The organism is Ferrovibrio sp. MS7 (assembly GCF_038404985.1).
Classification (GTDB): domain Bacteria; phylum Pseudomonadota; class Alphaproteobacteria; order Ferrovibrionales; family Ferrovibrionaceae; genus Ferrovibrio; species Ferrovibrio plantarum.
In genome coordinates, this window is record NZ_JBBKBA010000004.1 from 179725 (window position 1) to 198377 (window position 18653).

At 64.6% G+C, this 18653-nt stretch carries 15 protein-coding genes and 2 tRNA genes; 4 read left to right on the forward strand and 13 right to left on the reverse strand.

Going from position 1 to position 18653, the window contains the following annotated elements; genetic code table 11:
* Window positions 1-122: 122 nt before the first annotated feature.
* The 4 genes from clpP to V6B08_RS21420 form a co-directional block, all read right to left on the reverse strand.
* A complete protein-coding gene (gene clpP, locus V6B08_RS21405) occupies window positions 123-755 on the reverse strand; it encodes an ATP-dependent Clp endopeptidase proteolytic subunit ClpP (protein WP_341984785.1) in 633 nt (210 codons plus the stop codon).
* A 114-nt stretch (window positions 756-869) separates the two neighbouring features.
* Window positions 870-2195, reverse strand: coding sequence for a trigger factor (gene tig / locus V6B08_RS21410; RefSeq protein ID WP_341984786.1), 1326 nt, complete (start codon window positions 2193-2195; stop codon window positions 870-872).
* Between the two features lie 96 nt (window positions 2196-2291).
* Window positions 2292-2376: transfer RNA gene (locus V6B08_RS21415), tRNA-Leu, on the reverse strand.
* 116 nt (window positions 2377-2492) lie between these two features.
* Entirely contained in the window at window positions 2493-3197 is a 705-nt protein-coding gene (locus tag V6B08_RS21420; RefSeq protein ID WP_341984789.1) for a glycosyltransferase, read from the reverse strand.
* 127 nt (window positions 3198-3324) lie between these two features.
* On the opposite strand from V6B08_RS21420, the gene V6B08_RS21425 reads away from it, so the two are divergent.
* Window positions 3325-4575, forward strand: a complete 1251-nt coding sequence (locus V6B08_RS21425; protein WP_341984790.1) for a SulP family inorganic anion transporter — start codon at window positions 3325-3327, stop codon at window positions 4573-4575.
* Here V6B08_RS21425 and V6B08_RS21430 read toward each other — a convergent pair.
* From V6B08_RS21430 to V6B08_RS21445, 4 genes are read right to left on the reverse strand one after another with little or no spacing between them, the layout of a single operon-like run.
* A complete protein-coding gene (locus V6B08_RS21430; protein WP_341984792.1) occupies window positions 4543-5973 on the reverse strand; it encodes an NAD(P)H-hydrate dehydratase in 1431 nt (476 codons plus the stop codon). The two genes, V6B08_RS21425 and V6B08_RS21430, sit on opposite strands and share 33 nt — an antisense overlap.
* Window positions 5974-5995: 22 nt before the next feature.
* Window positions 5996-7396, reverse strand: a complete 1401-nt coding sequence (locus tag V6B08_RS21435) for an amidase (protein ID WP_341984793.1) — start codon at window positions 7394-7396, stop codon at window positions 5996-5998.
* Window positions 7393-8766 carry a cytochrome P450 gene (locus V6B08_RS21440; RefSeq protein WP_341984794.1) on the reverse strand — a complete coding sequence of 458 codons (1374 nt, stop codon included), beginning with the start codon at window positions 8764-8766 and terminating at the stop codon, window positions 7393-7395. Before V6B08_RS21440 ends, V6B08_RS21435 begins: the two co-directional genes overlap by 4 nt.
* A gap of 4 nt (window positions 8767-8770) precedes the next feature.
* Window positions 8771-9538, reverse strand: coding sequence for an SDR family NAD(P)-dependent oxidoreductase (locus V6B08_RS21445; protein WP_341984795.1), 768 nt, complete (start codon window positions 9536-9538; stop codon window positions 8771-8773).
* Between the two features lie 142 nt (window positions 9539-9680).
* Between V6B08_RS21445 and V6B08_RS21450 the strand changes: the two genes are divergently transcribed.
* A complete protein-coding gene (locus tag V6B08_RS21450) occupies window positions 9681-10736 on the forward strand; it encodes an alcohol dehydrogenase (RefSeq protein WP_341984796.1) in 1056 nt (351 codons plus the stop codon).
* Window positions 10737-10744: 8 nt separating this feature from the next.
* On the opposite strand, the gene V6B08_RS21455 is transcribed toward V6B08_RS21450, so the two are convergent.
* The gene (locus V6B08_RS21455; protein WP_341984797.1) at window positions 10745-11839 is read right to left on the reverse strand and encodes an FIST signal transduction protein; all 1095 of its coding nucleotides are present in this window, start codon (window positions 11837-11839) and stop codon (window positions 10745-10747) included.
* A 132-nt stretch (window positions 11840-11971) separates the two neighbouring features.
* On the opposite strand from V6B08_RS21455, the gene V6B08_RS21460 reads away from it, so the two are divergent.
* Window positions 11972-12433, forward strand: coding sequence for a DUF2147 domain-containing protein (locus tag V6B08_RS21460; protein ID WP_341984798.1), 462 nt, complete (start codon window positions 11972-11974; stop codon window positions 12431-12433).
* Between the two features lie 95 nt (window positions 12434-12528).
* Here the strand turns inward: V6B08_RS21460 and V6B08_RS21465 are convergent, their stop codons facing one another.
* Entirely contained in the window at window positions 12529-14670 is a 2142-nt protein-coding gene (locus V6B08_RS21465; RefSeq protein WP_341984799.1) for an ATP-binding protein, read from the reverse strand.
* Between the two features lie 124 nt (window positions 14671-14794).
* On the opposite strand from V6B08_RS21465, the gene V6B08_RS21470 reads away from it, so the two are divergent.
* Window positions 14795-17323 (forward strand): ATP-binding protein, encoded by a 2529-nt coding sequence (locus tag V6B08_RS21470; RefSeq protein ID WP_341984800.1) that lies wholly within the window; start codon window positions 14795-14797, stop codon window positions 17321-17323.
* A gap of 6 nt (window positions 17324-17329) precedes the next feature.
* On the opposite strand, the gene V6B08_RS21475 is transcribed toward V6B08_RS21470, so the two are convergent.
* The 3 genes from V6B08_RS21475 to V6B08_RS21485 all read right to left on the reverse strand — a co-directional run bounded on the left by V6B08_RS21475 (window position 17330) and on the right by V6B08_RS21485 (window position 18513).
* Window positions 17330-17701 (reverse strand): response regulator, encoded by a 372-nt coding sequence (locus tag V6B08_RS21475; protein WP_341984802.1) that lies wholly within the window; start codon window positions 17699-17701, stop codon window positions 17330-17332.
* Between the two features lie 101 nt (window positions 17702-17802).
* Window positions 17803-18366, reverse strand: a complete 564-nt coding sequence (gene greB / locus V6B08_RS21480; RefSeq protein WP_341984803.1) for a transcription elongation factor GreB — start codon at window positions 18364-18366, stop codon at window positions 17803-17805.
* Between the two features lie 70 nt (window positions 18367-18436).
* Window positions 18437-18513 (reverse strand) — tRNA-His (locus V6B08_RS21485).
* Window positions 18514-18653: the final 140 nt, after the last annotated feature.

Genomic DNA, 18653 nt, shown 5'->3' on the forward strand with positions numbered 1-18653 from the left:
GCTGAACTGATCCGTCAAGCCGCCCTGCGGGCAAGCCCGGAATTGCATGCAACCGCCGAATCGGCAGCCATGCCAGCTTGGCGGCAATCTGCCTAATTCCCAGGCTTAAATCCGGGGCCGGCTTACTTCTTGGCGTCGTCCGGCACAACCCGCTTATCGACCACTTCGTCCACGATGCCGAATTCCTTGGCCTGCAGGGCGGTCATGAAATTGTCCCGTTCCATTGCCGCTTCGATCGCGGCGAGCGGCTGGCCGGTATGGCGGGCATAGATATCGTTGAGGCGGGCGCGGAGCTGCAGGATCTCGCGGGCGTGGATTTCGATATCCGCCGCGGCACCCTGATAGCCGCCGGACGGCTGGTGCACCATGATGCGGCTGTTCGGCAGCGAGTAGCGCATGCCCTTCTCGCCGGCGGCGAGCAGCAGCGAGCCCATGGAAGCCGCCTGGCCGATGCACAGCGTCATCACCTTCGGGCGGATATACTGCATGGTGTCGTAGATCGCCAGGCCGGAGGTGACCAGGCCGCCCGGGCTGTTGATATAGAAGGCGATTTCCTTGTTCGGGTTCTCGGCTTCGAGGAACAGCAACTGGGCGGTGATCAGCGAGGCGACCCCGTCATGCACCGGACCGACCAGGAAGATGATGCGCTCTTTCAGCAGGCGGGAATAGATGTCGTAAGCCCGCTCGCCCCGATTGGTCTGTTCGATGACCATCGGAACCAGCGTATTCATGTAGGTGTCGATCATCTTGTCCATAGACGCCTGTCCGGTCGGCTCGCGTTGATTCGAGCTATGTTGCCTGGAGCACAATAGTGGGGCAGCAAACGCCGCTCGGCAACTGCCGCCCCCTATTGTTTAACGCCCCTGGTCTTAACCCTGGGCTTCTTCCGCCGCCTTGGTCAGCTCTTCCTTGCTCACCGGCTTCTCGGTAACCGAGGCCATCTCGACGATGAAGTCGATGACCTTGTCCTCGAAGATCGGGGCGCGCAGGCTGGCGGAAGCTTCCGGGTTCTTCTGGAAGTATTCCATCACCTGGCGTTCCTGGCCCGGGAAACGGCGGGCCTGCTCGATCATCGCCTTGGTGACTTCCTCGGGCTTGACCTCGATATTGTTGCGGCGGCCAACCTCGGAGAGCAGCAGGCCGAGGCGGATACGGCGTTCGGCGATCTTGGTGTATTCCGCCTTCAGCTCGTCCTCGGTCTTCTTCTCTTCCGCCAGCTCGGCCTTGAAGCGCGCCTCATCCGAGGTCACTTCCTTCCAGATCTGGTCGAATTCCAGTTCCACCATGCCCGGCGGCACGTCGAACTGATTGGCTTCAGCGAGCTGGTCGAGCAGGCTGCGCTTCATCTGCAGGCGCGACAGGCCCTTGTATTCCTGGCCCAGGTCGCGCTTCACATTCTCGCGCAGTTCCTGCAGCGAGCCGAGGCCGAAGCGCTTGGCGAATTCATCATCCACGGTGGCCTGCTGGCCGGCCTTGACTTCGCGGATGGTGCAGGCGAATACGGCGGCCTTGCCGGCGAGATCGCTGTTGCCGTAATTCTCCGGGAAGGTGACGTTCACGGTCACCGGCTCGCCCACGGCCTTGCCGATCAACTGATCCTCGAAGCCCGGAATGAAGCTGTTGGAGCCCAGCACCAGCGGATAGTTTTCCGCCGTGCCGCCGTCGAACTTCACGCCGTCCACGCTGCCTGAGAAATCGAGCAGGATCTGGTCGCCCTTCTCGGCGGCGCGCTCGACCTTCTCATAGGTCTTCTGGTTCTCGGCGATCTTGGCGACGAATTCGTCGACCTCGGACTCGCCGATCTCAACCGTCATGCGCTCCAGCTTGATCTGCTTGAAGTCGCCCGGCTCGATCTCCGGCAGCAGCTCGATGGTGAGCGAGCATTCCAGGTCCTTGCCCTCCTCGAAGGAGGTGATCTCGACCTTCGGCTGCATCGCGGGCTTCAGGCCCTTGCCTTCGATCGTATCCTTGAGCGCGGAATTGACCTGCTCTTCCATCGCCTCGCCCAGCAGGGCGCGGCCATACTGCTTCTTGACCAGGGCGGCCGGCGCCTTGCCCGGGCGGAAGCCCGGCATGTTGACGCGCTGGCGAAGCTGCTCGAGCTTCTCGGACACGACGGCATCAAGGGCGGCGGCGTTGATCACCACCTTGTATTCGCGCTTCAGGCCCTGTGCGCTGACTTCCGTAATCTGCATGGTCTCAACACCTGTGGTTCAGAATTCCGTGGCTCTGCGATCCCGGCGGCAGGGCTTACAGGCTGCATTTTTCAGGCAGGCTGTCGGGCCGGCGGGTGGTGCGGGCGGAGGGATTTGAACCCACACGCCTTGCGGCACGGGAACCTAAATCCCGCGTGTCTACCAGTTCCACCACGCCCGCTTCCCCAAGGTCCGGGACCGCGCCGGCTGGGCCGGCACGAGGGCGCAGTCTATAGCATGGGCATAAGCCCCAGGATAGGGCTTTCGGGGCTTTTGCAGCGGCCTTGAGCGAAAAGCTCAACCGCCTGATTTGGCGGGCTTTTTGGCCTTGCTCTGGTCGCAATGGAGCATCGCTTCGCGCTCAGCCAGCCACTCGGCGGCATAGCCGCAGTCGCGGAAGTCGTCATAGAACGGGCCGCCGGACGTGTAATGCAGGTTGCCGACATCGTTGCTGGGCGGGTCATAATCGACCAAGTGGTTCCAGCGATGCGGGATTTCGCCGATCCGGGCGTCGTCCTTGAGCCACTTGAACTGGTGCAGTTCCAGGCCGGTGGCACTGTTGACGTAATCCGGCGTCAGCGCCCGGCATTCGGCGCAGTTGAACAGCATGACGCTGGACCAGTTCTTCTTCTCGTATTTGGTCTGCACCTTTTCGAGGAATTTCACTTCCTCCTTCGGCACATGGTCGTGCTTCACCACCTGCACGGCATAGGCCGGATCGCGCAACGCCCACAGCTTGGCGATGTCGTCCTGGAACAGCATGTCGTCATCCGTGAACAGCGCCCAGCCCTGGAAATCGCACAAACTCGGCACCAGGAAGCGCGAGAAGGAAAAGTCGGTGGATTGCAGCTCATGGCGCGGCCGCGTGTAGATGCCGTCAAGCTGGTTCAGCGCCAGATAGGTGAAGCTGACCGGCTGCGAGGCACGGCTGGCGATGCTGTGGGCGGCCACCGAGGAGGCCACCGGCGCGGAACGGCTGTAACCGAGAAAGACCCTGATCATGGCGCTCATCCTGCGACAAAAAGCCCATACAATTGGTTAAGAATTCCGCTTTCCAAAACCTGGTTTCGGGAGGAAGATGGAAAGTAGTGCGGTAATATCATACCGCCGCTAATATTGAGTTAAGCCCATGCTCGTCCCCAAACTTGTCACCGTGCTGCGCGACGGCTACGGCCTGGCCGCATTGCGCAAGGATGCCTTGAGCGGCCTCACCGTCGCCATCGTCGCCCTGCCGCTCGCCATGGCGATTGCGATTGCCAGCGGCACCACCCCGGACCGGGGCCTGGTCACCGCCATCGTCGCCGGCTTCATCATTTCGGCTTTCGGCGGCAGCCGGCACCAGATCGGCGGCCCCACCGCCGCCTTCGTCATCGTGGTCTATGGCGTGATCCACCAGCATGGCTATGACGGCCTGCTGCTGGCCACCCTGATGGCCGGTGGCCTGCTGCTGCTGGCCGGCCTGTTCCGGCTCGGCAGCCTGATCCGCTTCATCCCCCATCCGGTGATCACCGGCTTCACCGCCGGCATCGCCATCACCATCCTCTCGACCCAGGTGAAGGATTTCTTCGGGCTTCAGATCGCCGAGGTGCCGGCTGATTTCATTGCCAAGCTCGCCGCCTTCATTGCCGCCGCGCCGAGCTTCAGCCCCCTCACCTTCGCCATCGCCGCCCTGTCGCTCGGCATCATCATCGCGCTGCGTCGCTGGCGCCCAACCTGGCCCGGCTTCCTCATCGCCATCACTGTCGCGACCCTGCTGGTGCAGCTTCTGCATCTGCCCGTCGAGAGCATCGAGAGCCGCTTCGGCGCCATTCCCGCCAGTCTGCCGCTGCCGGCCCTGCCGCAGATCAGCGGCGCCCGGCTGCTGGAATTGCTGCCCTCGGCCTTCACCATCGCCCTGCTCGCCGGCATCGAGAGCCTGCTTTCCTGCGTCATCGCCGATGCCATGACCGGACGGCAGCATCGCTCCAATATCGAACTGATCAGCCAGGGCCTGGCCAATATCGCATCTCCCTTGTTTGGTGGTTTGCCCGCCACCGGCGCGCTGGCGCGCACCGCCACCAATATCCGCGCCGGCGCCCATGGCCCGGTTTCCGGCATGCTGCATGCCGTGTTCCTGCTGCTGTTCATGCTGGTGTTTGCGCCACTGGCCGGGCTGTTCCCGCTCGCCGCACTGGCCGCCCTGCTGGTGGTGGTGGCCTGGAACATGAGCGAATGGCACCAGATCAAGCAGACCGCGCGCGGCCCGAAAACCGATTTCGCCGTGCTGCTGATAACGCTGGCGCTGACCGTGCTGCTCGACCTCACCGTTGCCATCGTCGTCGGCACGGCACTGAGCTATGGCCTGAAGCTACTGCCGCAAACGCCGCAGCACCGGGCGTAACGCTTCCGGCAGATCATCGGCGATCAGGCCGGGGCCGCTCTCAGAAGCCGCCGCGCCATGCAGCCACACGGCGGCGCTCGCCGCCATCAGCGGCTTCATGCCCTGGGCCATCAGGCCGGCGCAGAAACCGGCCAGCACATCGCCGGCGCCGGCGGTGGCGAGATCGGGCGGCGCGTTGTCATTGATCACCGCGAAGCCATCGGGCGAGGCAATCACCGTGTCGGCGCCTTTCAGCACCAGCACCGCTTTCGCCCGCGCCGCCGCCTGCCGCGCGCGCGCAAGCTTGTTGGTTTCAGCGGCAATATCGGGAAACAGCCGGGCGAATTCGCCGTCATGCGGGGTGAGCACCGCCGGCCCCTGGATGGCCGCGAACAAAGCCGCCGGGTCGTCGGCGAATACCGAGAGCGCATCGGCATCGAGGACGCAGGCGCGTCTGGTTTTCAGTGCCGCCAGCACCGCCGCGCGGGTCTCGGCATCGGTGCCGTTGCCGGGGCCGAGCAGCAGGGCGTTGCGGCGTGGATCATTCAGGGCGGCGATGAAATCATCGGTGCGCATCAGGGCATCGGGCGGGCCATGCAGCGGATCGGGGCTGGCAATGGTGCAGAGCCCGGCGCCGATGCGCAACGCGCCGCGTGCCGCCAGCCGTGCCGCCCCTGCCTGGCGCCCGCCGCGCACCAGCACATGGCCGCGCGCGTATTTATGGCCATCGAGGCGCGGGCGCGGCAGCACGGCCTGCCAGAGCCCCGGCTCGTTGCGCGCCTGGCGCGGCTTGATGCTGTCCAGCACCCCGGCGGAGATGCCGATATCGGCCAGCGCAATGGCGCCGCAATGCACCCGGCCGGGCAGCAGCAGATGGCCGGGCTTGAGGCGGAAGAAGGTGATGGTGCGGTCAGCACGGATCGCCAGCCCCAGCGGCTTGCCGTCATCGCCATGCAGGCCGCTCGGCAGATCGACCGCCACGATGGGCTTGCCCGACGCATTCGCCGCCGCGATAAGCTGCGCCGCCATGCCTTCCGGCGCACGCGACAGGCCGGCGCCATAGAGCGCGTCGACGATCACGTCGCAGGCCGAGAAATCCGCCTGCTCCGGCGTCAGCACCAGGCCGCGCCATTGCTGCGCCATCGCCGCCGCATCGCCTTTCAGCGCAGCGCGCTCGCCCAGCAGCACCAGCCGCACCGGCCAGCCGGCACGGTCCAGCAGCCGCGCCGCGACGAAACCATCGCCGCCATTGTTGCCAGGCCCGCACAGCACCAGCACCGGGCCGAAGGCATAGTTGAGCCGCACCGCATCGGCCACCGCCGCACCGGCATGCTCCATCAAGGTCAGGCTCGGCACACCGCTGGCAACGGCGAGGCGATCGGCCTCGGCCATTTCCGCAACGGTGAGCAGCGCGCTCATGGCAGTAAGACCGGCATGGCCGTCAGACCGGCGGGCGCTTGGTATGCCAGTCGGTCGCCGCCTGATAGGCGGCACCGGCTTGCAGCACCAGATCATCGCGGTGCATCGGGCCGACGAATTGCAGGCCGACCGGCAGACCACCGGAGGTGAAGCCGCAGGGCACCGAGAGCGCCGGCTGCTGGCTCAGGTTGAACGGATAGGTGAAAGGCGTCCAGGCGGTCCAATAGGCATCGCCCATCGCCTTCGGCGCCAGCCGCCCGGCCTCGAAGGCCGGCACCGCCAGGCTAGGCGTCACCAGCAACGCATATGTCTCATGGAAGCGGCGCATCGTCACGCCAAGCCGTGCCCGTGCCGCCACGGCATCGAGATACTGCGCCATGCCAATCGCCGAGCCACGCCGGAAGGTTTCCTGCAAGCCGGGATCGAGGTCAGCGAAATGCTTCTCAGGCAGCGCCTTGAGCGCGTTATAGGCGCCGGTCCACCAATGGGTGTGGAAGCAATCGGTGGGATCGCCGATATCGGGATCCACTTCCTCGATGATGGCGCCTAGATCGGCCAGCACGCGCACGGCTTCCTTCACCTTTGCTGCCACTTCCGCATCGACGCGGGCAAAGCCGAGCGTCGGGCTGTAGGCGATCTTGAGGCCCTTGATGCCGGCGCCGAGCTTGGCGGTGTAATCCACATCCTCCCAGGGCAGGCTGAACCAGTCGCGCGCATCGGGCCGCGCCAGTTCGCGCAGCATCAGCGCCGCATCTTCCACGCTGCGGGCCATCGGCCCGAGATGCGCCACGGTGCCGAACGGGCTCAACGGCCAGGCCGGCACGCGACCGAACGACGGCTTGAGGCCGGTGATGCCGGCAAAGCCCGCCGGAATGCGGATTGAGCCGCCGCCATCGGTGCCGATGGCAAGCGGACCCAGGCCGGCGGCAACCTGCGCCGAGGCACCGCCGGACGAGCCGCCCGGCGTGGTATCGAGATTCCACGGATTGCGCGTGATGCCGGTGAGCGGTGAATCCGTCACGCCCTTCCAGCCGAATTCCGGCGTCGTGGTCTTGCCGAGCAAAACGCACCCGGCTTCGCGCAGCCGCGCGGTGGCCGGCGCATCGTCGTTCCACGGCTGGTTCGGATCGACGCTTTTCGAGCCGCGCAAGGTCGGCCAGCCCTTGGTGAGGATGATGTCCTTGATCGAGGCCGGCACGCCGTCGATCGGCGACAGCGGCTGCCCGGCGCGGTAGCGGGCCAGCGACGCCTCGGCATCGCGCAAAGCGGCTTCCTCGTCCACCAGATTATAGGCGTTCACCTTCGGGTTGACGCGGCCGATCCGCACCAGCAGCGCGCGGGTCACTTCTACCGGCGACAGCGTGCCCTTGGCATAAGCTTCCGCCATCGCCGCCGCCGAGAGATAACAGATATCGTCGCTCATCGCTTGCTCGCTATCATGGGCAGGCCGGGCTGCGGCCTGAGGGTGATCTTGGCAATCGGTTCGATCTTCGCGCCCGGTACCAGGTCGAAGCGGAAGCGCCGCGCCAGGGTGGCGAGGATCAGCACCGCTTCGGCCATCGCGAAGGCCATGCCGATGCAGATGCGCGGCCCGGCGCCGAATGGCAGGTAGACGAAGCGCGGCCGCGCGGCGGCCTGGGGGGCCGCAAAGTTTTCCGGGTTGAAACGGTCCGGTTCAGCCCAGTAGCGGCGGTGGCGGTGCATCAGCCAGGGCGAGACGATCACCGCCGTACCCTTCGGGATGTCGATACCCATGGCGTGATCGTCCTTGAGCGCCACGCGCGAGGTGCTGTGCGCCGGCGGGTAGAGCCGCATCGCCTCCTCGATCACCATGCGCGTATAGGGCAGCTTCTCGATATCGCCCCAATCGGGATCGCGGCCCGGCAATACACTGTCGATCTCGGCCCACAATTTCGCCTGCACGGCGGCATCCTGGCTCAGCAGATACCAGGCCCAGGCCAGCGCCGTGGCGGTGGTCTCATGTCCGGCGAGGAAGAAGGTCGCCATGTGGTCGCGCACTTCGCGATCATCCATGGCACTGCCGTCCGCTTCGGTATCGCGGGCAGACAGCAACAGGCCGAGCAGGTCGTCACCGGCCGGCTGGCCCTTGGCGATCAGCATGCGGCGGCGTTCGATCAGGCCGTTGATGATGCTGTCCATCTGGCTCAGCGCGGCGCGGCCCTTGGCGGCACCCTGGCGCGGGAACCAGGACGGCAGCCCGAGCAGGTCCGGGATGCTCGGCCGCACCGTCACCTGATAGGCATCCATCGCCGCGCCGACCTGCGACACATCGGAGGCCGGATCGGCGCCGAACATGCTGCGCGCGATGATTTCCAGCGTCACATGCATCATGGCTTCCGCCATGTCGAACCGCTGGCCGCTCTGCAACGCATCGCCAAGCGCGGCGGCGCGTTCGGTCATCAGCGGCGCGAAGGACTGGATGCGCCGCGGCGAAAAAATCGGCGCCATCAGGCGGCGCTGACGCTTCCAGTCCAGCCCCTCGCTGGTCAGCAGGCCATTGCCGAGGCCAGGTTCGAGAATGCGCTGACCAAGCGGATCGCGCACGTAATTCGCCACGTTGTCGAGCATGACATGGCGGATCAGGTCCGGGTGATTGGCCAGCAGCACCCGGCGCATGAACATCTTGTAGTGGATGTAGTCGCGCTCGTAGGCTTCCTCGCTCCAGGCCGCCACCACATTGTCGCGGATGGTGCGGATCACCTTGAACAGATTGCGCCGCTGCAGCGGCTGTGGCTTCACCGGCATGAAGTCTGCGGCATCTACCACGGCCATGGCGTTATCCGAACAACGTGGTGGTCATGCCGCCATCCACCACCAGCAAATGGCCGTTGACATAGCCACCGGCCGGCGAAACCAGATACAGCGCCGAACCGGCCAGTTCCGCCGGCTGACCCCAGCGCCCGACCGGCGTGCGGTTGTTGACGAAGGCGACGAATTCCGGCCGCGCCATCAGTTCGGCATTCAGCTCGGTTTCGAAATAGCCCGGCGCGATGGCATTCACCGTCACGCCCTTCGGCCCGAGTTCGGCGGCCAGCGCCTTGGTGAGGCCGAGGATGCCGTGCTTCGACGCGGTATAGGCCGGGATCGTGGCGCGACCCAGCACCGAGAGGATCGAACCGATATTGACGATGCGGCCATAGCCCTGCTCGGCCATCTTGAGGCCGGCGGCCTGCGACAGCACGAAAGCGGCGGTCAGGTTGGTATCCAGCACCTGGCGCCATTCCTCGAGCTTGTACTCGGCGAGCGGCTTGCGGATATTCATGCCGGCATTGTTGATCAGGATATCGAGATGTCCCTGCTCGGCGGCGATGCGGTCCACCGCCGCCTTGGCGGCTACACTGTCCATCACATCGAAGGCGGCGATGCCGGCCTTGATGCCTTCCTGGCGCAATTCCGCAGCGCGGGCTTCCAGGGTATCGGCATGGCGGCCATTCAGCACCACGCTGGCGCCGGCCTGGCCGAACAGCCGGGCGATCTCGAGGCCGAAACCACGCGAGGCGCCGGTGATCAGCGCCACTTTTCCATCGATCCGAAACGCCTGCACGCCCAGTTCCCCCTAACAGCTTCCCTAACGACTTTTCTAACAGACAGTTTAGCGTTTTGCGCGCTTTACACCAGCGCCCAGCGCTCGCTAGACTCAAGGCCAGTGCTTACCCAGGGTCAAGCAAAAGAGAAGAGGAAACATCGTGCTGCGCAGCTATCAGGTCGCCGAATTCGCCAAGCCGCTGACATTCAGTGAGCGCCCCCTGCCGGAGCCGACCGGCGCCCAGGTGCTGGTGAAGATGGACCGCTGCGGCGTCTGCCACAGCGACCTGCATATCTGGGACGGCTACTGGGACCTCGGCGGCGGCAAGAAGATCATCGCCGCCAATAATGGCAGCCTGCTGCCGCTGACCATGGGCCACGAGATCGTCGGCACCGTGATCGCCAAGGGCCCGGAAGCCACCGGCGTCGAAATCGGCCAGCGCCGCCTGGTGTTTCCCTGGATCGGCTGCGGCGTCTGCGCGGTGTGCAAGGAAGGCGCCGAGCATCTCTGCGCCGGCAAGGCACAGGCGCTGGGCGTGTTCCTCGATGGCGGCTTCGCCAGCCATGTGCTGGTGCCGGCGGCGCATTACCTGCTGGATTACGGCACCCTGGATACCAACCTTGCCTGCACCTATGCCTGCTCCGGCCTCACCGCCTATTCGGCGCTGAAGAAAATCGGCAAGCTGCCCGATGGCCAGAACCTGCTGATCGTCGGCGCCGGAGGTGTCGGCCTCAACGCCATCGCCATGGCCAAGGCGGTGACCGGCCAGGCGCCGATTGTCGCCGACCTCGATCCGGCGAAGCGCGAAGCGGCGCTGAAACTCGGCGCCAAGCAGGCGATTGATCCGCGCGAGGACGGCATCGGCCGCACCGTGATGAAGGCCACCGGCGGCATGGCTGGTGCGGTGGATTTCGCCGGCTCGCCGCAGAGTTTCGATTTCGCCTATGGCCTGCTGCGCAAGGCCGGCCATCTGGTCAGCGTCGGCCTGCTCGGCGGCCAGACCACGCTGTCGCTGCCGCTGCTGGTGATGAAGGGCGTGACGATTTCCGGCTCCTATGTCGGCAGCCTGGAAGAACTGAAGGAACTGCTGGCCCTGGCCCAGGCGCAGCATCTGCCGGCCCTGCCCATCGAGGTGCGGCCGCTGGATGCGGTGAACGGCGCGCTGGAGCAGCTCAAAGCCGGCGGCGTGGTTGGCCGCATTGTTTTGAGCAACTAGAGCTTGCTCTATAGAAACAGCGTCAGCACGCCGGTATAGCCATAGAGGCGCGCGGCGGCAATTTCGCCGCCGCAATACATGCCGAGCAGCGGCAGGCCGGGAAACGCAGCCGCGATGCGCGCCAGTTCACCCGGTTCCTGCACGAACTGGTCCTGGCTGCGTGCCATGCAGGAAAAATAGATCGCGCCGCGCGGCTCGGTACCACCGCAGCGGCGCTTGAGGTCGGCCAGCATACGGTCCATGTCGCGACCCGCGCTCTCGACATCGCGGCGGCAGAAGAACAACTGATCGCCCTCCTCCACCAACGCGCCAATGGCCAGGGCGCCGGCCTGCGGATCGATGCCCATGATGTTGCGCACCAGATAATCCGGGCGATCCGAACCGCCGATCGGCAACGCCACCATCAGGCCTGAGCCGAGCCGGCGCAGATCCTGCATCGAGCGGATATTGAAGGCTTCCTGCAATGCCTCATAGGCCGGGCGGTGATCAAGCTCCAGCAGCATGTTGCCTTCGGCGGCGGTGATGGTGAGTTGCGGGCCGGCCTGGGTGCAGCCCTGGCTCAGGCCCGTGAGGATCGGCTGCGCATCGGAAAACACCACGCCGGAAAGGCCACTCTCCACCAGGCCACCGGCCCATTGCGGCCGCGCCTCGCGCGAGGCCACCAGACCGCCGACCAGATACGCATTCGAGGCCTCGCCGATATCCTGCAGGATTTCCGGCAACGCCGGCACATGCGGATCGGCATGCACGATGCCGAGCCAGCCCGCTGGAATCCGGTTCGCCTGGGTGAATAATTCCGCGCTGCCTTCAGGCACGGTACCGAGCAGGCAGGCAACGGCAGGCTCATCGCAATATTCGCGGCTGCCGGCAGCGATGGAATGACTCACGGCACCGAGCAGATTGCTGATGCCGGTGGCCTCCGTGATGCGACGCAGCACCTGTGGCATCTGCGCGGCGAGATGTTCGGTGACATAGACAAATCCGATATTGGCGCTGTCGCCAACCGGCATCACCTGCAGCAGACTGCCATCCACCGCCATGCGCCAATCCGCCGCCGTGGCGGCACCGAGACGGAATTTGGAACCGATGGCCTGTTCAGTCATGGTGCTGCTCCTGGCATGGCGCCGCTCCTGGTGGAGTGACACCACTATATACTATCGTTTCAGCCCTGGCCCAGCCTTGACGCGAAAAAGTGATTGCGCTCGGATGGCAACAAATCATGCCGGGATGACACCATGCGCCGCCTTCTTCTCCTTGCCGCAGCCCTGCTTTGCCTCGCTTCGGCGCCGGCGGAAGCCGCCGACTTATCCTCGCCGATGGGACGCTGGCGAACGATTGATGATGAAACCGGCAGCGAACGTTCGATTGTCGACATCGCCCTGGTCGGCGGTGAATTGCAGGGCCGCATTGTCAAAATATTTCTGCGCCCGGATGAAAAGCCTGATGCGGTTTGTGACAAATGCGAGGGCGAGCGCAAGGACCAGCCGATCATCGGCATGACCTTCCTCTGGGGCCTGAAGCCGGACGGCAGCAGCAAGACGGAATGGGCCGGCGGCGCCATCCTCGATCCGAAGAACGGCAAGGTCTACAACGCCAAGGCCGCATTGGCGGATAACGGCCAGACGCTCCGTGTGCGTGGCTTTATCGGCACGCCGCTGCTGGGCCGCAGCCAGGTGTGGAAACGCGAAGCCGAGTGAATTGCATGAGATACCCGCATCAAGTGCGGGTATGACGACAATTATTTTTAAGCGTCTTGCCCGGGCCAGCCCATCGGGCATCTCATATCCACCGTTCAACGCGGCCCGAGATAGCCCCATACCGTGGCAAGGAAACGATCCACCTGGATCGGCTTGGTCAGGTAGTCGTTGAAGCCGGCGGACGAACCGCGCTCCAGCGAACGCTTGTCGGCATCGGCGGTAAGCGCGATCACCGGCGTATCAACCAACGATGTGTCGGCACGCAGTTGGCGCAACACCTCGAAGCCATCCATATCCGGCAGGTGAATATCGAGCAGGATCAGATCCGGCCGCTCCTGCTGCGCCATGGTGACACCGTCACTGCCCTTGTCGGCGGTGAGCAGCAGCAGATTCGGCACCGAGGCCAGCATACGCTTCACCAGCAGCACATTGGCCGGATTGTCCTCGATATACAGCACCCGTCCGGTGGTGTTCTGTGCGAAATGCAACGGCCGGGCCGGCAGCGCGGTCATCGGCGGTGGTGGCGCGGTTCGGGCGAAGCGAACCCAGAAACGGCTGCCCTTGCCCGCCTCGCTCTCGAAACCGATATCGCCCTGCATGAATTCCGCCAGGCGCTTGGCGGTGACCAGCCCGATGCCGGTGCCTTCGACCGCGCTGCCCTCGCGCCCCAGCCGGTTGAAGGCCTCGAAGACCTTGCCCTGCTGTTCGATAGGGATGCCAACGCCATCGTCGGCTACATAGAATTCGATACGGCCATCCGGCACCACACGGCAGCCGATCTCGATATGCCCGCCATAGCGGCCATACTTCGCCGCATTGGAAATGAAATTGGTGATGATCTGGTTGAAGCGCGTCAGGTCAATCAGCACATGCGCATTCTCGGGCAGTTGCTTCACCTCGACATTCTGGCCGCGCCCCTCGGCTAATGCCCGCGCGATACGGCTCAGATCGGTGAGCAGGCTATTGGCTTCGATGCTCTCCATCGACAGCGTGACGCGGCCTGCCTCGATCTTGGCCAGATCAAGTACCTGTTCGATCAGTGCCAGCAATTGCCGGCCGCTGCCCTCGATCATGTGGATGAATTCGCGCTGCTGTTCGGTCAGGCTGTCGCGCGTACCCATGGCCAGAAGCTGCGCAAAGCCGAGCACGGAATTGAGCGGCGTGCGCAACTCGTGGCTCATCGAGGCAAGGAAGCTGGACTTGGCAAGATTGGCCGCCTCGGCCTGCTCGCGTGCGACACGAAGCTGTTCCTCGGCATGGCGCTGCTGCGTGATATCCACCACCACGCCATCCCAGATGATCGAATCATCGGGGCCACGGCTGGGGCGGACATAATTGCGCACCCATTTCATCGGGCTGCCATCGGCGGGGTGGATACGGGAGTCCACCGCCAGCGGCCGCAGATTCTGGTCCGCCGCATCAACCTGGGCGAGATAGCGCGCGCGGTCGCCCGGCTCCACCACGGCGGAGAGCAGGTTGGGATCGCGTTTGATCGCCGCCGGCTCCAGGCCGAACAGCGCCTTGGCGCCAGAACCGACGAAGGGATAATGCAGGCTGCCATCCGGCCGCTGTATCCGGCGATAGATCATGCCAGGGAAATTGTCGGAAATACCCTTCAGATGCCGCTCGAGGTCGCGGCGTTGCGCCAGCAGCAGGATGCCGCCGCCGAGGATCAAGGTGCCGATCGCCACTTCCACGGCGAAACCAAAGCCATTTGCGATCAGCAGGCTCTTAGCCAGCGGCGCATCCAGCAGCATCAGCACGAGATAGCTGGTCAGGGCCGCCGGACCGATCAGCAGCGACAGAAAAAGCAGATGGCGGAAACTCGGCCGGGCGCGGCCATCGGCTTCGCGCGCCATATGCCAGATCAGCATGCCAACCAGCGCGGTGATATAGACCGAGACAACGCCACCATAAACACCGACGCCCCCGAGCCAGGCCCGATAGGCGGCGGCGGCCGTGGCCGCGATCAGGCCGGCGATGGGACCGCCGAGCAAGGCGCCGAGGCCGACAGCGACATGGCGCGCATCCCAGACCAGGCCATTGCCCTGGGCCGCCGGCATCTGCATGGAAAGCAAGGCAGCGACGGCGAATATCACACCAAGACATATCGTATGCAGATTGCGGCGGCGCGCCAGACGGCTGGCGGAAAGCGCGTCATGCAGCAAGGCGACGACCAGGAACAGCACAAGTGTGCCGGCGAAGCTGCTGATGCTATCTGAGTGTATCGGCACCATTCCACCAGTATAGAGTGTTGGTTGCCGGCGGCCAATCCGGCTGTTCCATTCATGGTGCGTCCGTTCCCGGAGTATCCTGCGGCCCTGCTTGCCCGGCTGGCGGGTGCGGCGTAGGGTGGCTGCCATGTTGGAGAAACAACACGGACCGGCCACCATTCTGCCGGAACCCAGCCGCTGGGAGCGGCTGTGGCGTGGCGCCGTGCCCACCCTGGTGATCTCCGTGGCGCTGGCTGCCAGCTTCTACGGCCATGCCCTGTTGCGCGACCGCGCCGAGGATCGCGCTACCGCCAATCTGCGCCTCGACACCGCCGCCATGGGCGATGCCCTGGAGGACCGCGCGGCCCGGGCGAAGCATATGTTCCAGGCGGTGACGGCTTTCTTCCACGCATCGCAGACCGTATCGGCGGAAGAATTCGCCAGCTTCGTCACACTGATCCATGCCAGCGGCAATGTGCGCGGCGTGGATTTCATCAGCTACCTGCCGGCAAATCAGATTCGCGCCGGGCAATACGCGCCGCTTTATGCCAATGGCTTCGAACTGCAGCGCCGTATCGACACCGCAACACCGGCGCTGCTGGAAATATGGCGCGAGACCATCGACCGTGCGCTGAGCAACGGCCAGGCCGTCACCATGCTGCCCCTGGGTCTGCCGGCGCAGTCCAATCCACAGCCAAACCAGGGCGTCTTGTGGGCGCGGGCAGTCTCCAGCGGTGAGCAGCCCGGCGAAATCCTCGGCGTGCTGGCGATGCAGGCCGACATCACGCAGATGGCGGCGGAGGCTTTCGAAACCTGGCGGACGCGCCATGGCATCCGGCTTTCGGCGGAAGCCACGGCTGCCATGCCTGCCGTATTCGAGCGCAATCTCGACCGTCCGGCCGAACCACGCCAGCAAGCCGGCGAAACCCTGCAACTGTTCGGCCAGGCCTGGCGGCTTGAAACCTGGGGCCTGCAGCAGAACCGGCTGAGCGGCGACGCATTGCTGGCAAAGCTGGCGCTTGGGCTTGGCGTCATCGTTAGCCTGATCCTGTTCGGTGCGTCTCTGAGCCAGAAGCGCGCCCGCATCCAGGCCGATCAGGCGCGGCGCCGCCTGATCGATGCGCTCGACAGCATGCGCGACGGCTTCGCCGTATTCGACGCCGAAGACCGCCTGCTGCTGTGGAATGGCAAATTCCTCGCCTGCCATCCCTTGACTGCCGGCCATATCCGCATCGGCCTGTATTATGGCGACCTGCTGCGCGAAGGCCTGCGGCTTGGCGAATATGCCGGCATTGACGGCGACAGCGAAGCCTGGCTCAGCGACCGCCTTGCCGCCCGCGCCGCCGAGCGGCCGGAGGAAGTGCATTTGCAGGACGGACGCTGGCTGCGCTGGATGGCCTTCCGCACCTCCGATGGCGGCAGCGCCCTGCTCTGCAGTGACGTGACCGAGGCCAAGCAGCATGAAAACCGGCTGGCCAGCCAGCTCGAAATCCTGGAGCATATGACCGGCGGCGGGCGGCTGAACGATCTGCTCGGCGAAGTGATCGGCTGGCTTGAAGGCAATCTGCCTGGCGCGCTGGCCTCGCTGCACCGCCTGGATGCCAATGGCAAACGCTTTACCTCTTCGGTCTGCGGCCAGATTCCGCCCGATTATGCCAACAGCCTGACTGGAATCGAGATTGGGCCCGACGTCGGCTCCTGCGGCACCGCCGCCTTCCGTCGCGAGATCGTGATCAGCGCTGAAATCGCCAGCGATCCGCTATGGCGCAACTACATTGGTCTTGTCGAACCTTATGGCCTCAAGTCGGTATGGTCAGTACCGATCATGGGCGACAGCGGACAGGTGCATGGCACGCTGGCGGCTTATTTCAAGCAACCGCGGCACCCAAGCGAAAGCGACCTCAAGATCCTGCGCATGGCGGCGACCATGGCGCGACTGGCACTGGAGCGCGAAGCCTATCTGGCCCGGCTGACCAATCTGGCCAAGCTGGAGGCAGTGGACCGTCTCTCCGGCGGCATCGCCCACGACTTCAACAATCTGCTGCAAGTCATCGAACAGAGCACCGCGCTGCTGCGCAAATCGCTGAATGAAGCGCGGCAACGCAATCTTGCCGACATGACCCTGGAAGCAGCCGGCAAGGGCGCGGCGCTGATCAAGCGCCTGCTGGTTTTCGCACGCGGCCAGCCGCTGCAACTCGGCGGCATCGACCTGGCGCAGACCATGCGCGAACTGGAGCCGCTGCTGCGCCAGGCCTGCGGCGATATCGACATCACCTTCGCCCTGGAAGAGAATGTCGGCAGCTCTCATACCGACCGCATCATGCTGGAAAGCGCATTGCTCAATCTGGTGATCAATGCCCGCGACGCGATGCCCGATGGCGGCGCGCTGCGCGTCGCGCTGAAACGGCGTGAATTCGTCACCGCTGATACTGGCCTCGGCCTCTCTCCCGGCAGTTATGCCGCGATCAGCGTCAGCGATACCGGCACCGGCATGGATGCGGAAACCCTGCGCAATGCCGTGGTGCCGTATTTCACCACCAAGCCGGTGGGCAGCGGCAGCGGGCTGGGCTTGAGCATGGCCTATGGTTTTGCCCGCGAGAGCGGTGGTGCCTTGCAGCTCGACAGCCAGCCGGGACAAGGCACGGTAGTGACCTTGTATCTGCCGCTTAAGGCCTAAGATTAGTCAGGGCTTGAGCACTGTTGCCAGGGTATCCACCAGCGTCTCGCCGGTGAACGGCTTGGAAAGCACCGCATCAGCGCCGAAAGTGCTGGCGAATTGCAGGAAATCCTGGTTGCCGCGACGGCCACCGCCAGACATGGCGATCACCCGGATGCCTGGCGCCAGGGCGCGCACGGCGCGGATCAATTCCAGCCCGTCCATGTCCGGCATCAGGATATCGGTGATCACCGCATCAAAATCGCCCTGCTGGCGCAGCAGCTCCACCGCTTTGCGGCCGTCGGCGAAATTTTCCACCATGTGGCCATAGGCTTCCAGCGTCATCCGCAGGCTGCGACAGACGAGTTCGTCATCCTCTACGAGCAGAATGCGAGCCACGTGCGTTTCCCCGAACCAGGCAACTTAAAATCCGCCCTTAAGCTATACCAGCCACCGGGTGTCGGCTAGCGGCTAGAGCATGATGACATCCTATTGATGCCCTAATCATAGCGGATGGCGAGGACTTCCAGGCTTTCGCGGCCCGTGGGCGTGCGCATTTCCACCGTGTCGCCAACCCGCGCCTTCAGCAGCGCGCGGGCCACCGGCGACACCCAGCTTATCTCACCCTGTTCGATCCGTGCTTCATCGACGCCGACGATACGCACCGTGCGTTCCACATCCTGTTCGTCGACATAGGTGACGGTGGCGCCGAAGAAAACCTGGTCGCGGTTCTTCTGCAACGCGGGATCGACCGGCTCGGCGATTTCCAGCCGCTTGAGCAGGAAACGGATGCGGCGGTCGATTTCGCGCAGCCGGCGCTTGCCATAGATGTAATCACCATTCTCCGAGCGGTCGCCATTGCCCGCCGCCCAGGACACCACCTCGACGACCTTGGGTCGTTCCACCGAGCGCAATTGCTTCAGCTCGGCGCGCATGCGCTCCAGGCCTTCCAGCGTGATGTAGTTTTTCGCACCCTTGGGCAGCGCCGGGCCGGCCGCCGCATCGTCTTCGGCGTCGTCGCCGGCGGACTCCCCGTCGGATTCCTTGGTGAAGGCCTTGCTCATGCCGCCGGCTTCCCCTGGCGCCGGGCCGAAACCCGGACGCCTCCGATTCACTTAAGTATTTGAGAAAATTTGGGGCGAGAGACGGGACTTGAACCCGCGACCCCCAGAGCCACAATCTGGTGCTCTAACCAACTGAGCTACTCCCGCCGCAATGGGCGCCTTATTAAACAAGGCCTTGGCCCAGGTCAAGGCCAGCGGGGCGACAACCGCGTGGATTGTGTAAGTTGTTGTTCTAGCAGTGCGAGCGGGTGATTTTCTTGCTCTGGGGGCGGGAACCCGCCAGAATT

Coding starts and splice junctions, on each gene's coding strand:
- clpP (WP_341984785.1), bottom strand. CDS start 755: ATGGACAAGATGATCGACACCTACATGAATACGCTGGTTCCGATGGTC.
- tig (WP_341984786.1), bottom strand. CDS start 2,195: ATGCAGATTACGGAAGTCAGCGCACAGGGCCTGAAGCGCGAATACAAG.
- V6B08_RS21420 (WP_341984789.1), bottom strand. CDS start 3,197: ATGATCAGGGTCTTTCTCGGTTACAGCCGTTCCGCGCCGGTGGCCTCC.
- V6B08_RS21425 (WP_341984790.1), top strand. CDS start 3,325: ATGCTCGTCCCCAAACTTGTCACCGTGCTGCGCGACGGCTACGGCCTG.
- V6B08_RS21430 (WP_341984792.1), bottom strand. CDS start 5,973: ATGAGCGCGCTGCTCACCGTTGCGGAAATGGCCGAGGCCGATCGCCTC.
- V6B08_RS21435 (WP_341984793.1), bottom strand. CDS start 7,396: ATGAGCGACGATATCTGTTATCTCTCGGCGGCGGCGATGGCGGAAGCT.
- V6B08_RS21440 (WP_341984794.1), bottom strand. CDS start 8,766: ATGGCCGTGGTAGATGCCGCAGACTTCATGCCGGTGAAGCCACAGCCG.
- V6B08_RS21455 (WP_341984797.1), bottom strand. CDS start 11,839: ATGACTGAACAGGCCATCGGTTCCAAATTCCGTCTCGGTGCCGCCACG.
- V6B08_RS21460 (WP_341984798.1), top strand. CDS start 11,972: ATGCGCCGCCTTCTTCTCCTTGCCGCAGCCCTGCTTTGCCTCGCTTCG.
- V6B08_RS21465 (WP_341984799.1), bottom strand. CDS start 14,670: ATGGTGCCGATACACTCAGATAGCATCAGCAGCTTCGCCGGCACACTT.
- V6B08_RS21470 (WP_341984800.1), top strand. CDS start 14,795: ATGTTGGAGAAACAACACGGACCGGCCACCATTCTGCCGGAACCCAGC.
- greB (WP_341984803.1), bottom strand. CDS start 18,366: ATGAGCAAGGCCTTCACCAAGGAATCCGACGGGGAGTCCGCCGGCGAC.